The organism is Methylocystis sp. B8 (assembly GCF_005771425.1).
In the GTDB taxonomy this organism is placed as follows: Bacteria; Pseudomonadota; Alphaproteobacteria; order Rhizobiales; family Beijerinckiaceae; genus Methylocystis.
The window spans coordinates 439,745-452,966 of sequence record NZ_VBTZ01000001.1; the positions used below are offsets into that span (position 1 = coordinate 439,745).

14 protein-coding genes are annotated in these 13,222 nt (G+C 62.9%); 10 read left to right on the forward strand and 4 right to left on the reverse strand.

Going from position 1 to position 13,222, the window contains the following annotated elements; genetic code table 11:
* Nucleotides 1–110 precede the first annotated feature (110 nt).
* Nucleotides 111–1,637 carry a bifunctional aminoglycoside phosphotransferase/ATP-binding protein gene (locus FEV16_RS02075; protein WP_138165938.1) on the reverse strand — a complete coding sequence of 509 codons (1,527 nt, stop codon included), beginning with the start codon at nucleotides 1,635–1,637 and terminating at the stop codon, nucleotides 111–113.
* 73 nt (nucleotides 1,638–1,710) lie between these two features.
* Nucleotides 1,711–1,959 (reverse strand): DUF2312 domain-containing protein, encoded by a 249-nt coding sequence (locus FEV16_RS02080; protein ID WP_138165939.1) that lies wholly within the window; start codon nucleotides 1,957–1,959, stop codon nucleotides 1,711–1,713.
* A gap of 179 nt (nucleotides 1,960–2,138) precedes the next feature.
* Between FEV16_RS02080 and FEV16_RS02085 the strand changes: the two genes are divergently transcribed.
* The 3 genes from FEV16_RS02085 (at nucleotide 2,139) to FEV16_RS02095 (ending at nucleotide 4,958) form a co-directional block, all read left to right on the forward strand.
* Nucleotides 2,139–2,621 (forward strand): RDD family protein, encoded by a 483-nt coding sequence (locus FEV16_RS02085; RefSeq protein WP_138165940.1) that lies wholly within the window; start codon nucleotides 2,139–2,141, stop codon nucleotides 2,619–2,621.
* A gap of 86 nt (nucleotides 2,622–2,707) precedes the next feature.
* Nucleotides 2,708–3,439: an arginyltransferase gene (locus tag FEV16_RS02090; protein ID WP_138165941.1), complete on the forward strand. Its 732-nt coding sequence runs from the start codon at nucleotides 2,708–2,710 to the stop codon at nucleotides 3,437–3,439.
* A 166-nt stretch (nucleotides 3,440–3,605) separates the two neighbouring features.
* Nucleotides 3,606–4,958, forward strand: coding sequence for a L,D-transpeptidase family protein (locus FEV16_RS02095; RefSeq protein ID WP_138165942.1), 1,353 nt, complete (start codon nucleotides 3,606–3,608; stop codon nucleotides 4,956–4,958).
* A gap of 6 nt (nucleotides 4,959–4,964) precedes the next feature.
* Here the strand turns inward: FEV16_RS02095 and FEV16_RS02100 are convergent, their stop codons facing one another.
* Nucleotides 4,965–5,387: a hypothetical protein gene (locus tag FEV16_RS02100; protein WP_138165943.1), complete on the reverse strand. Its 423-nt coding sequence runs from the start codon at nucleotides 5,385–5,387 to the stop codon at nucleotides 4,965–4,967.
* Entirely contained in the window at nucleotides 5,384–7,249 is a 1,866-nt protein-coding gene (locus FEV16_RS02105; protein ID WP_138166444.1) for a methylmalonyl-CoA mutase family protein, read from the reverse strand. The genes FEV16_RS02100 and FEV16_RS02105 overlap by 4 nt, the downstream gene beginning before the upstream one ends.
* A gap of 217 nt (nucleotides 7,250–7,466) precedes the next feature.
* On the opposite strand from FEV16_RS02105, the gene FEV16_RS02110 reads away from it, so the two are divergent.
* The 7 genes from FEV16_RS02110 to FEV16_RS02140 are packed head-to-tail and all read left to right on the forward strand — an operon-like array spanning nucleotide 7,467 to nucleotide 13,215.
* Entirely contained in the window at nucleotides 7,467–7,847 is a 381-nt protein-coding gene (locus FEV16_RS02110) for a phosphopantetheine-binding protein (RefSeq protein WP_246657125.1), read from the forward strand.
* Nucleotides 7,848–9,083, forward strand: a complete 1,236-nt coding sequence (locus FEV16_RS02115; RefSeq protein WP_138165944.1) for a beta-ketoacyl-[acyl-carrier-protein] synthase family protein — start codon at nucleotides 7,848–7,850, stop codon at nucleotides 9,081–9,083.
* Nucleotides 9,073–9,468, forward strand: coding sequence for a hypothetical protein (locus FEV16_RS02120; RefSeq protein ID WP_138165945.1), 396 nt, complete (start codon nucleotides 9,073–9,075; stop codon nucleotides 9,466–9,468). The genes FEV16_RS02115 and FEV16_RS02120 overlap by 11 nt, the downstream gene beginning before the upstream one ends.
* Complete coding sequence (locus FEV16_RS02125) at nucleotides 9,465–9,869, forward strand: MaoC family dehydratase (protein ID WP_138165946.1); 405 nt, start codon at nucleotides 9,465–9,467, stop codon at nucleotides 9,867–9,869. Before FEV16_RS02120 ends, FEV16_RS02125 begins: the two co-directional genes overlap by 4 nt.
* A gap of 21 nt (nucleotides 9,870–9,890) precedes the next feature.
* On the forward strand, nucleotides 9,891–10,751 hold the full coding sequence (locus FEV16_RS02130; protein WP_138165947.1) for an SDR family NAD(P)-dependent oxidoreductase: 861 nt from the start codon (nucleotides 9,891–9,893) through the stop codon (nucleotides 10,749–10,751).
* Nucleotides 10,748–11,905: a glycosyltransferase gene (locus FEV16_RS02135; RefSeq protein WP_246657126.1), complete on the forward strand. Its 1,158-nt coding sequence runs from the start codon at nucleotides 10,748–10,750 to the stop codon at nucleotides 11,903–11,905. Before FEV16_RS02130 ends, FEV16_RS02135 begins: the two co-directional genes overlap by 4 nt.
* Before the next feature lie 8 nt (nucleotides 11,906–11,913).
* Nucleotides 11,914–13,215 (forward strand): glycosyltransferase family 2 protein, encoded by a 1,302-nt coding sequence (locus FEV16_RS02140; protein WP_138165948.1) that lies wholly within the window; start codon nucleotides 11,914–11,916, stop codon nucleotides 13,213–13,215.
* Nucleotides 13,216–13,222: the final 7 nt, after the last annotated feature.

The window sequence follows — 13,222 nt, forward strand, 5'->3', positions numbered from 1 at the left end:
CGGCTCGCAATGACGGCTCATACTACCGGTCATTCCCGACGAACCGAAGGTTCGATCGGGAATCTAGGAGCAACGTCACGGATGGTTTCCCTGGATTCCCCATCGCGCGCTTAGCGCGCGTCGGGAATGACGTAGTTGACGGCTCCTTGCGACAATGACTCAAAAGTCGCCGCAATCTCAGTGGCGACTTTCGCTGCATCTTTCGACGCATCGATTTTGAGCCATTCGATCTCGCCGGTCGCTTTCTCCATTTGCGCGTGAAGCACGTCGCGCGTGGCGTCGGACACGTCGTTGACGCGCGCGTCGACGCGCGCCACGCGCTGGGCGAGATCGAGATCGAGCCAGACGCCCAGGAACGGCGCGCGCGCATGTTCGGCCGCGGCTTGTATCGCTTCGCGGTCTTCAGGACGATCGAAGACGGCGTCGACGATGACCGGCCAGCCGAGCGCGGCCGTTCGCGCCGCAACGTCGAACATCTCGGCATAAACTTTTGCTGAAACAGTGCTGGCGTAGGCTTCGTGGGGAAGACGTTCGGTCGGCGCGACGCCAAAGAGCCGCTTGCGGATGCGGTCGCTGTTGATCACGCGCGCGCCCGGCGGACATCCGATGTGTGGCGCGAGCACCGCGGCGATGCTCGACTTGCCTGATCCGCTGAGGCCGCCGATTGCAATGATGGCGCCTTTGGCCGGCGTGAGCAGCGTCTCGGCGAGATTGAAATAGAGCCGGGCGCGTTCAGCGTTTTGTTGTGACGCTTCAACATGTGCGCGTATGGCGGCGCGCAGCGACATGAAAAAAGGGAGAAGCGGCAAGCCGTCGGTTTCGTCGCGCGCATCGAGATAGCGGTTGAAGGCGACATTTGAGAAGTCGTAAGCGCCGACCCGCCAGAGATCCATCAGCAGGAAACCGACATCATACAGCACGTCGATCGTTGCGATCTCGTCATCGAATTCGAGACAGTCGAAGAGCGTCGGCGCGCCTTCGAACAGGCATATGTTGCGTAGCGTCAGATCGCCGTGGCAGCGGCGCACCTTGCCCTGCGCCTTGCGCGAGTCGAGCAGCGCGCTCTTCGTATCGAGCGCCTGGCTGAGTCGTGCGACAAGCGCGTCGATCCGCTTCGCGCTGGCAGCCGCCGCCTTGTGCAGACTCAAGGCTGTCTCATCAAGGATTCGACGCATCGCCGCCGCGCCGCCGCGCGTGCGGTCTGGCGCCGCATCATCATGAGACTTGGCGATTTGACGCGCGAGCGACTCGACCATTTCACGCGTCAGGCGGTCGTCCTTCGCAATCTGGTCGAATAGGTCGTCGTCGGCGAAACGCCGCATAACGACCACGGCGTCGACCATCTCCCCCGCGCCGTCGAGCGCCAGCCGCCTGTTCGACTCGCGGGTGACGCGGCGCGAGCCGAGATAGAGTTGAGGCGCGAAGCGCTTGTTGAGCGTCGCTTCGCGCTCGCACATGTCCAAACGGCGCGCCGGCGTCGAGAAGTCGAGATAGGGGAAGCGCACCGCTTTCTTGAGCTTATAGGCGTGCGTCTTGCTGAGCGCGACAATGGATATGTGAGTCGTGACGATCCGCTCCGCGCCGCCGTCGAGCGACGCAAGAAAGCGCACGACTTCATCCTGCGCGCCAAAATCCATAAAGCGCCTCGCCGAGCCTCGCTTATAGCCTGCTTGCGAGGGCCTTCCCAAGAGCGAGGCTTGCGGGCGAACGCTATTCCATGCCGAGCGCGGAAAGATAGAGGTCGAGGATCTCCTCTTCCTCCTGCCGCTTGTGCTTGTCCAGTCGGCGGATCGACACGATCTTGCGCATCACCTTGGGGTCGAACCCCGTCCCCTTAGCTTCCGCGTAGACATCCTTGATGTCGTCGCCGATCGCGCGCTTCTCCTCTTCGAGCTTCTCTATCCGCTCGATGAAGGCGCGCAAATGTCCGCCGTCGACGGCGTTGCTGTCCATGTGCATTTCCCGAGGCTGCGCCGGGGGCAGGGCGCGCGCCGGCTGGGCGGGAGCCTTGCGACAAAGGAGGCGCCTCCGTCAAGGCGGCGCGGCGACTAATCCCCGAATTCCGCAGCCCGAGCGGCGCACTTGAAACCGCGCTTATGGCCGCCGATCTTTGGCGGAACAACCGAAAGCCGGAGTTGATGACCGAGCGCGATCCCTTTTCTAGCGGCGAGCCGCCCATCAATCCAATCGGCGCGCGCGCCGCGCCTTACATTCCGCCGCAGGCGCTCGAAGGCGTTCGCACGCGCCGCATCATCGCCGTCATGCTCGACCTGATCCTCGTCTCCGGCATGTCGGCGGCGCTGTTCATCGCTCTCTTAATCCTCAGCGCCGGATTATCGGCGCTCATCCTGCCGCCGCTGTTTCCGATCGTCGCCTTTTTTTACAATGGGCTGACCGTCTCGGGCCGGCGAATGGCGACGCTTGGCATGGCGTTTATGGACCTGGAGATGCGCACCATGGACGGAGATCCGGTGCCGTTTTTGCAGGCGGCGGTCCATGCCGTGCTGTTCTATATCACCTGGCTCTTCCCGCCGCTGCTGCTCGTTTCTCTGTTTACGAGCGACAAGCGCTGCCTGCACGACATCCTGGCGGATGTGATCGTTTTGCGGCGGTCGTCTTAAATTTTGCAACTTTCCCGCCGCAAATCTGGCCTTGGCGCGCGCCGCTCGGGCGCTCTAGATTAATTTCGAATCGGGAATGATCGAGCGTGACCAAAGAGCCGCGCGACGCGCCGCAATTCTACCTGACCTCTCCAGCGCCTTGCCCCTATTTGCCGGGACGCGAGGAGCGGAAGGTCTTCACCCATCTCATCGGGCTGCGCGCGCCGGCGCTCAATGACACGCTGACGCAATCAGGCTTCCGTCGCTCACAGACCATCGCGTACCGCCCTGCCTGTGAGCAGTGCCGAGCCTGCGTTTCCGTGAGGGTGAAGATCGAGGAGTTTGCGCCCTCGCGGGGGATGCGCCGCATTCTCCGGCGCAACGACAATCTTGTGGCCGAGACGCGTCCGGCGCGCGCGACGCATGAGCAATACGCCTTATTTCGCCGCTATGTCGGCGCACGCCATTCGGACGGCGGCATGGCCGACATGAGCATGGTCGACTACCAGATGATGATCGAAGACAGTCACGTCGACACGCGGCTGATCGAATATCGTCTCGCGACAGGGAATGGCGAGAAGGGTCCGTTGGTGGCCTGTTGCCTGACCGACCGGCTCACTGACGGCCTGTCGATGGTCTATTCCTTCTATGAGCCTGAACTCGAGCACCGTTCGCTCGGGGCCTACATGATTCTGGATCATGCCGCGCGCGCTCGAGGCTTCGGCCTGCCGCACGTCTATCTAGGCTATTGGGTCGAGGGCTCGCGTAAGATGGAATACAAGTCCCGCTTCCTGCCACAAGAGCGGCTTGGCATGAGCGGATGGATCCGGGTGGGTTGAGCTTGGGATTGGCGGGCGCTTCGGCGCCGTAGCTCCGCAGGCCACAAAATCGCCGGACTATTCGCGCCTTGTTAACGCCGAAGATGCACAACTCGATCAAAACAGCCGGCGCGGTCCCTTAGGCGGCGCCGTCTTTCGGCTTGACCACCGGGGGCGTTTCCCGGCGATGCGATTGGAGCGATCTGTGCGAGAATCCGCATTTCTGCAATTTATACGCGGCGTTGCGCTCGTTTTTGGCGCTGTCGCTCTCACCTCCGCCTCGGCCGCCTGGGATCAGGACGGACAGGCCGAGTGGGCGCAGCGCTACGACGCCGACGCCCGCCTGACCGTTTCCCGTTCGACAACCCCCATTCTCTCGACTCAGACCGTGGCGGCTACCGAGGCTGCGATCGAGCGCATCCGCGAAATCGTCGCCAACGGCGGATGGCCGCAGGTGCCCTCAGGCCAGCAATTGCGGCTCGGCTCAAATAGCCCGGCTGTGTCGGCTCTGCGCCGCCGACTGATTGTTTCCGGCGACATCGGGGCTGAAACCGGCGCGAGCCCAGTTTTCGACTCTTACGTCGAGGCGGCGGTCCGCCGTTTTCAGGAGCGTCACGGGATTATCGCCACCGGCGTCGTCAACCAGCAGACCATCCAGGCTTTGAATGTGCCTGCTGAGACCCGACTGCGGCAGCTCGAAACCAATCTTGTGCGTCTGCGCAGCTTCTCGCGCGACCTCGGCAACCGCTACGTCACCGCCAACATCCCGGCCGCTTCAGTGGAGACGGTCGAGAACGGCGAAGTCATGACCCATCACATGGCCGGCGTCGGCAAGATCGACCGTCAATCGCCGGTAATGCAGACCAAGGCGATCCAGGTCAATTTCAACCCGTTCTGGACGGTGCCGGCGTCGGTGATCCGCAAGGACCTGATTCCAAAGATGCAGGCGGATCCAAACTATCTCAACGCCAACCACATTCGCGTTTACAACAAGGACAATCAGGAGCTCCAGCCTGAACAGATCAACTGGCGTTCGCTCGATGCTCTGAATTTCCGTTTCCGCCAGGACATCGGCGGCGACTTCAACTCGCTTGGCGTCGTGCGCATCGACATCGCCAATCCCTACGGCGTCTATATGCATGACACGCCCGCCAAAGGCGTTTTCGGCGACGATTTCCGCTTCGTCTCGTCGGGCTGCATCCGGCTTCAGAATGTTCGCGACTACGTCGCCTGGCTCTTAAAGGAGACGCCCGGCTGGGACCGCGACCATATTGATCAGGTCATCGCTTCCGGCGAGCGCGTGGACGTCAAGATCGCGCCGGCCGTTCCTGTCTATTGGGTCTACATCACGGGGTGGGCGACGCCTGATGGCGTCACCCAATTCCGCGACGACATCTATCAGCGCGACGGGCTCGGGGTGCGCTCAGCCGGCGGTGATTCGGTCGCCCCGACGGTCGTCCAGGCCGCGCGTCCAATGCCCGCCGACGGGTTGCTCTCTGGCGACGACGACAGCTACTTCGAGGAACGTCCGCGGCGATAGCAGCGGCTAATGCGTCGCGGCCTCGCTACGCGACGCGCGCCAGGTTCCGCCGCAAAGGTCGGTTGACGACGACCACGCGCCGGAGCCCTTGCCGCCCCGCAACGTTCCGTGGAAACGCACGACGCGCTCTCCGTTGCCTGTGAAACGGGCGACGATCGTCCCTTCATCGTCAACATAGCCCCAGGACGAGACAGCCGGCCCCGGCGCGGATGCGATCTTGTTGTCGACGATGTCGAAAGTGGGCGGAATGAAGAGCTGGCACTCGCCGACCGTCGTGGCGGCTTCGATGTTCCACGTGCCGTTTGGATCGCCGACCGGGCCGGTCAGAGCCTGCTCGTTCTCCGGCTTCGCTTTTGGGCCGCGTGGCTGTTTCGCGTGCGCTCCCCCAGCCGCCACGCAGGCTGCAAGCGCCAACGCTAGAATTCTCATTTGGCCTCCGAAAACGCGCGCTGCAGCGCGCCCTGCATATCGCAGCCCGCGTAAATAAATTCGGTCACGCCGGCGTGGCGCAGACGCTCCTCGAGCTCGCCCGGCCGTCCGGCGAGATAAAGCCTAGCGTCTGCGCCTTTGAGCGCAAGCGCCGCCGTTTCCGCCGCGTCTCCATAGATCCTGTCGGACGAGCAGATGCAAGCGAGTTTGGCGCCGGACTCCCGGAAAGCATTAACGATCTCAGTCGTCGACTCGGTTTCGGGTCCGAAAACCGCTTCCACGCCGCCGGCCTCGAAAAAGTTTTTGGCGAAATTCGCCCGCGCCGTGAAGGCGGCTACCGAACCGAGATTGGCGAGGAAAATCTTGGGACGGGCGCCCGATTCCGCCGAATAGGCGTCCGATTCTTCGCGCAGGCGCTCGAAAGGCTCCGCAAGGCGATGCGGCGTGAGCGGGGCGATCTTTAAGGCGCCGACCGGCGGCTCAACGGTTTCGGCGGCGGCGTCATAGGGCGCCAGAACGTCGAGCGCGCCCTCGTGAATGTCAGGAAATTGGTTAGCGCCGATAAGCTTATCCTTGGCGCGGGCGACGTTCTTCGCGCGCAGCTCCGCGACTTCAGCGACGCGCGCCTGGAAGCCGCCTCTCTCCAGCGCGTTGGGCAGCCCGCCTTCGGCTTCGATCTGCTGAAAAAGCGCCCAGGCTTGCTTGCACAGCTCGTCGGTCAGCGCCTCGAAGCCGCCTGCGCCATTCGTCGGGTCGTCGACTGCATCGATATGGGCTTCGTCCTGCAGCACAAGCTGCGTATCGCGCGCCAGCCGACGCGCGAATTCGTCCGGCGCGCCCAGCGCCTGGGTGAAGGGAAGAACGGAAATGGCGTCGGCCCCGCCGACCGCCGCTGAGAAGACGGCAAGCGTCCCGCGCAAAATATTGTTCCAGGGATCGCGCCGAGACATCATGCGCCAGGCTGTCTCAGCGAAGACCAGCGCGGGCTGCGGCGCGAGGCCGCAGGCCTCTTCGACTCGCGCCCAAAGGCGACGCGCCGCGCGGAATTTGGCGACCCCCAGCAATTCGTCCGCGTCCGCGCAGAATCGGAACGCGATCAGGCCCCGCGCCGCATCGAGGTCGAAACCGCCGTCCGCTAACGCCCGTAGATAGGCGAGCGCGGAGGAAAGCGCGAACGCAAGCTCCTGCGACTCGGTCCCGCCGGCCGAATGCACGACGCGGGCGTCCGCGACCGCGGTCGCATAGACAAAGCCAGCCTCGGCGACGGCCTTCACCTCCCTCGCGAAGCTCTTTGAAGCTTGCGCCCAAGGCTCTGCGGCGGACCCATGCCGCGCCTGCGCGCCGAGCGGATCGAAGCCCATGGAAACCCGGGTGATCGACGGCTCGATATGCTGCTGGTCGATGAAACGCATGAGCGCCTGGGCGGCGCCGGGCGCGCGGGGGGAATAGTCCAGCGTCAACGGGATGCCGTAGTCGAGACGAACATTGGCGAGCGCGCGGGCGATCGCGTCATCGTCGTTACGGACGAGCCCCCCGCCATAGGCCCCAATCGAGCCGGCGAAGACGAGATGCAGTCCGTCCGCTCCCCCGTCGAGGTCCTGCAGCGCCAGGCGGTTGGCCGCGTCGGGGTCTGAGACGTCGACACGGGCCAGAATGGCCCAGCGGCCCGGATTCTTACGCAAGGCGGAGCGGGGCGAACCCGCGGCGCGGGCGTAAAGCGGCTCAATAGAAAGACCATCATAGGTCTTGGAGACGAGCGTTTCGAAGGATGCGCCTTTGAGCGCCCGCTCGATGAGGGCGCGCCACTGCGCTTCCGTGGCCTGTGGAAAAACACCCGCCAGCGCCGTCTCCTGTCCCGTCATTTTCGCCGTCGCCCTCCGTTGTTTCGGGCGGCGTTTTCGCATGAAGCGCTCCGCCGGGCCACTGCAAATCCGCCAAGAGCGGAGCGTGAAATCCGCCAAGAGCGGAGCGGGCTTTATTTTCGAGGCCAAACGCCTTAACCAGTGCCGATCGCGCTCGAGGGCGGATTAACAGAGCGCTGGGGCGGAATAGCCGGAATATGAAGCGGGCGGTCCGGCAATGCGGCCCGAATTTCGAGGCGTCGGATCGGCGCCGCCGCGTCAATGCGCCGCGCGCGCGTCAGTTGTCGCCGAGGCGGCGAAGACCCCTGAAACGGAGGAACTCGTGACAGACAATGTTCAGGAAAAGAGCCAACTCGTCGACGAGATCGTCGAGGTGATCGCGGCGGAAGGCATGGTCGACAAAAGCAAGATCACTCCTGACGCGACGATTGAGAGCCTCGACCTCAAATCCGTAGACATCGTTATGATTCTCACGGCGCTTGAGGAGAAGTTCAACGTCTACATCCCGATGGACGGGTCGCTGCAAGAAGCCAAGGACGTCAAGAGCCTGATCGAGGCGATCGCAGACCACATTCAGAAAGAACGCGAGAAGCAGTAAATGGCGTTCTCGCGAGCGCGCCCCGAGGGGCGGCGCGTCGTTATTTCCGGCATGGGCGCGGTTTGCGCCTCGGGCGTCGGCGCGCAAAAGCTTTGGGAAGCTGCGCGCGACGGCGTGGCGCAGATTCGTCCGCTCAAGACTGAACGCCCTTATGACGGCCGCATCAAAATCGCGGCTCAGGTGCCGGATTTCACTCCGGCGGAATACATCGAGCCCAACGTTCTTCCCTTCTGCGATCCCTTTACGCAGTTTTGCATCGTCGCGGCCGACGAAGCGATGGCGCAGGCCGGATTTGAACGCAAAGATATCGCTGGTCCAAAGACCGCTGTGATCATCGGCTCTGGCATCGGCGGCATGACCACGATCGAGGACGGCATCTATCGATATTACGTCGAAGGAACGCGCCCCGAGATGTTGAGCGTCCCGAAGCTCATCCCCAGCGCAGCGCCCGCGACGATAGGCATGCGCTATTCCTGTCTTGGTCCGACATTCGCAGTCGGCAGCGCCTGCTCGTCGGCGTCGCAGGCGATCGGACTCGGCATGCAGATGATTAGACAGGGCCTTGTGGACAAGGCGATTGTCGGCGGCGCCGAGGCTTGCGTCATCAATGCGACGATCCGCGCGTGGGAAGGCCTTCGCGTGATGACCCCGAATTTGTGCCGCCCCTTCTCCAAAGGCCGCAACGGCATGTCGCTTGGCGAAGGCGCGGCGGTTTTTATTCTTGAAACCGAAGAATCGGCCCGTGCGCGCGGCCACGAGCCTCTATGTGAACTTGCCGGCTACGGCACAACCAGCGACGCCAAGGATCCGGTGCGGCCCGACCTTGAAGGCGCGTCGAACTCGATCGCCTTGGCGCTCGAGGATGCAGAAATGGAGCCGCGGGAGATTCATTACGTAAACGCGCATGGCACCGCGACCCACGCCAATGACATCACCGAAGCCGAAGCCATTCTGCGCGTGTTCGGCGATTATGGACGGGTCGTGCCGGTCTCGTCGACAAAGCCCATCCACGGCCATGCGCTTGGCGCGAGTGGCGGGCTGGAGCTCGCGATCACCATCAAGGCGCTGCGCGAACAGATCGCGCCTCCCACCATCAACTTCCTGGAGCCGGACCCCAAGTGCCCGCTTGACGTTGTTCCGAATGTCGCGCGTAAGCATAAGATCGACGCCGCCATGTCGAATTCATTCGCCTTCGGAGGGATCAACGCCGTGTTGATCGTGCGCCATGCCGCTTGAGTCGCCGTGCGCGCTCGGACCCTTTCGGCTGCGCGTCGATCCAGCGCGGGCCGCGGCCTATGCACGCGAGACCGGAGGGGACGTGGAGACCGTTCCGCTCGCCTATCCTGCGATCTGGCTCGCCGAGCCCTCGCTTTTTTCGGTCGTACGCGACCTTTGCGATGATCTCGATGTCGTGCCGGTGCATGAGTCGCAAAGCTTCTCCTATGACGCGCCTCTCGTTGCCGGAGAGAGCTATGATTTTAGCGTCACTATAAGCCGTGAGGACACGCCGCCGCGTCTGACGCTGGTGGCGATGGTCGCAAGATTGGACGGAGAGCCTTGCGCTCGAGTCGAAACAATGATGCGGCTCGTGCCGCGTGCGGCGCTGGCGAGCGTGTCATGAGCGGCGATATCAAAGTCGGCGACATAATTCCCGAGACCATCATCGGTCCCTTCGACGCGCCTTCGCTCACTCGTTACGCCGAGGTTTCGGGCGACGCCAACCCATTGCATCTCGACGATGCCGTGGCGGCGGCGATTGGCCTCACCGCGCCGCCGGTGCACGGGATGAAGCTTCTTGCCGCCTTTGAACCGATGCTGAGAGCGTGGCGGGACGATCTCATTATCTCTTCGCTTGCCGGAAGGTTTGTGCAACCGATTCTGCGCGGCGACACTGTTAGGCTGTCGGGACGCGTTTTACGAGCGACGGATGATGAGATTTTTGTTCGTCTGACCGCTTATGGCGCTGCGCGAGCCCCGGGCATCATTGGCGAAGCGACTCTGCGGCCAAAGGCGGGCGCATGAACTTTCGGATGGGGCTTTCACGTGGCTAAGAGCGCCGTCCGTGTCTTCATAACGGGGGCCTCGAGCGGCATTGGACGCGCGTTGGCGGTCGCATACGCCAGCGAAGGCGCGAGCCTTGTCTTGCTCGGCCGCGACGCTGAGCGGCTCGAAGCCGCTGCGCGCGCATGCCTCGCGGCGGGCGCAGAAGAGGCCGAGACCCACGTCGCCGACGTTCGCGATCGCGAATCCATGGCGCGGATCGTGCAGTCCGCACAGGACAAACTCCCCATCGACATTCTTATCGCCAACGCCGGCGTCGCAACGGGCCTTTCGCCCGGCCAGCTCCTCGAAACCCCCGAGGCGGTCCGAGCAATGCTCAAGATCAATGTCGAGGGAGTCTTCAACACCGTCGAGCCTGCGATCCTGCCGATGTGTGCCCGCAAGAGCGGCAGGATCGCCATCGTGGGCTCGATGGCCGGCGTGCGCGCGCTGCCCCATTCGCCGGCCTATTGTGCGGCGAAGGCGTGCGTTCACATGTGGGCGGACAGCCTGCGCGGCCAACTCGCGGCCTATGGCGTGCATGTCGCGCTTATCGTGCCCGGTTATGTGAAAACGCCAATGTCGGCGCGCACCATCGTGAAGACGCCGTTTTCGGCGCGCGCCATCGTAAAGACGTCGGCGTCGGGGGACGTCGAGTCCTGGCAACCCGGGGCCCTTTCCGACGAAGAAGCCGCGCGCATCATCAAGAACGGGCTCGAACGACGCCGCGACGTCATCGCCTTTCCACGTTATATGTATTGGGCGATGCGCCTCTTTTCCTTTTTACCGGCGGCGCTCGTCGACGGCGTCATGCGCCAGTTTCCCGCCGAGGTGCCGGAAACGTCGGAGCGCGGGGAAACGTGATCTTCGACGTCATCATGTGGGCGGCGGCGATCTATTGGCTCATCGCCATGGCGCTGCTCTTCGTCTCAATCGCGGCGACCATCGCCCAACCTTGGCTTGCCGTCCGCCGCGCCACGCGACGAGATCAGCCGGCGGTCTCGGTGGTTCTTCCGGTCAAGCTGATTGACGATCAATTTGATCGCACGCAAGAGTCCGCGCTCACGCAGCACTACCGCAATTTCGATGTGACGGTGTCGTCAACCGACCTTGATGCGCCAGCCGTCCAGCGTATGCGCGCCATTCTTGCGCGTCATCCGACCGTGCCTTCGCGGGTCGTTCTTTCGACCGCGAAATTCGCGGTCAGTCCGAAGGTCGATAATCTTTACGCGCCCTTCATACAGGCGTCACACGACGTCATCTTCATGAAGGACGCGAATGTGCTGCTTGAGCCGGACGCCTTGGCGCAACACATGCGGGAGCTGACGGACGATGTGGGGCTTGTCTGCGCCATCCCATATTGCGCGCGGCTCGAAAATTTTGCCGCTCACGTCGAGGCGGCGATCATCAATGGACCGCATGCTCGTATGCTATTTCTCGCCTCGGCGTTAGGGCAGGGGCACGGCGTGGGGAAAATTATGCTATTTAGGCGGTCGGACTTCCTGCGCGCGGGCGGCTTCGACGCGATTTCCCATACGGTGGGGGAAGACAACGCCTTGGCGAAGGCGATGCGGCGGATTGGCAAAAGGCCGGTCTTTTCCCACAGACCTGTCCGGCAGGAGCTTGGCGTTCGCAACTTTGCGGATGTTTATCATCGGCAATTGCGTTGGAGCGTCATTCGCCGAAACGACGAACTCATTTCCTTTCTCGCCGAGCCAATATGCCAAGCGCTTCCGGCGGTTATCGCTTCGGCCCTCGCGGCGCCGCTCATCGGCCTCGCGCCCATCGTCGCGGCGTCGGCGACCCTTATTGTGTGGTTTACGCTCGAAACATTGCTTTCCATGGCCAAAGGATGGCAGTTATCTTGGGCTGCGCCTGCGGTGTTTGTAATTCGCGAGGCGACGATGTTGGCGGTCTGGTTGAACGCCTGGGTCACCGACCGCGTGGTCTGGGCAAAGAGCAGCGTGAACGCGCGCACGGGGGCAAAGCCCTCTCCGGTTCCGCATGAAGAAGGATAGGCCGTTTGGTGCTGGGGCTTTTTCAATTCATCTTTGATGCGATCACGATTGTCTGCGCTTCGATCATGGTTGTGATCGGTATTGGCTATTTGATCGTCATCGGTCGTTTCTTATACGACCAGCTGCGCGGCGTGCGCGATTCCGAAGCGCCTGCGACGCCTGATTCGGAGCTGCCAAACGTTCTGCTGCAAATCCCGGTGTTCAATGAGCCGCTCGTAACCGAGCAATCGTTGCGCTGCGTCGCGCTTCTCGACTGGCCCAAAAATAAGCTGCGCATTCAGCTTCTCGACGATTCGACTGACGAGACGAGCGCGCGCGCCGATGTGGTGGCGGCAGAGCTTCGCGCCGGCGGCGCCGTTATCGACCATGTGCGGCGGTCCGACCGCTCGGGATTCAAAGCCGGCGCTTGCGCGCACGGCCTTACGATCACGGACGAACCCTTCGTCGCGATGCTCGACGCTGATTTCCGTCCGCCTCCCAATTGGCTGAAGCGGACGGTTCCGCTTTTTCTCACCGACGATCACGTCGGATTCGTGCAGTCACGCTGCGAGTTCCAGAACTTCGAGAAGAACTGGCTGACGCGCGCGCAGGGTCTCGTGCAGGACGGGCATTACCTCGTGGAGCAGCGCTCGCGCGCACACGCGGGCTGGCTCTTTCAATTCAACGGCACGGGCGGCATCTGGCGGCGCGCCACGATCGACGACGCCGGCGGCTGGTCGGATTATTCGCTGTGCGAGGACCTCGATCTTACCGTTCGCGCGGCGCTCAATGGATGGCATGGGCTGTTTGTGTCGGAGCCGCCGATTCCCGGTCAGGTGCCGGAGGGAATTCGCGATTTCAGACGTCAGCAGAGGCGCTGGTCAAACGGTTTCGTGCAGGTCGCGCAAAGGACCGTCTTGCCGATCTGGCGTTCGCCATGGAGTCTGACGCGCCGCGTGATGGCGATCTCCCTTATCGCCCATCAGATTTTCTTCCCGACCGCCGCCGTCGGGTTCATCGCCCTTGTTCTTGGCGCGATCCTGCACGGGTCTCTCGCGCCCTACGCGGACATGTTGGAGATTATCGGGATCATGACCCTGCTGGTGGCGCTCGGCGTCACGCTTCCGCCATACCTGGCGTTAAGGCGGGGGACCATCGTCGACTACGTCAAGACGGTCGCGTCCATTCCGCCTCTGATGATCTATCTCGCCTTCGCCAATGGCGCGAAGATTCTGCAGACTTTGCGCGGACGGAAATCGACATTTAAGCGCACGCCCAAGCTCGACCATGAAGCTACGGCGCGAGAGCCAATTGACGCTAAAGTAGAATGAGCGAAGA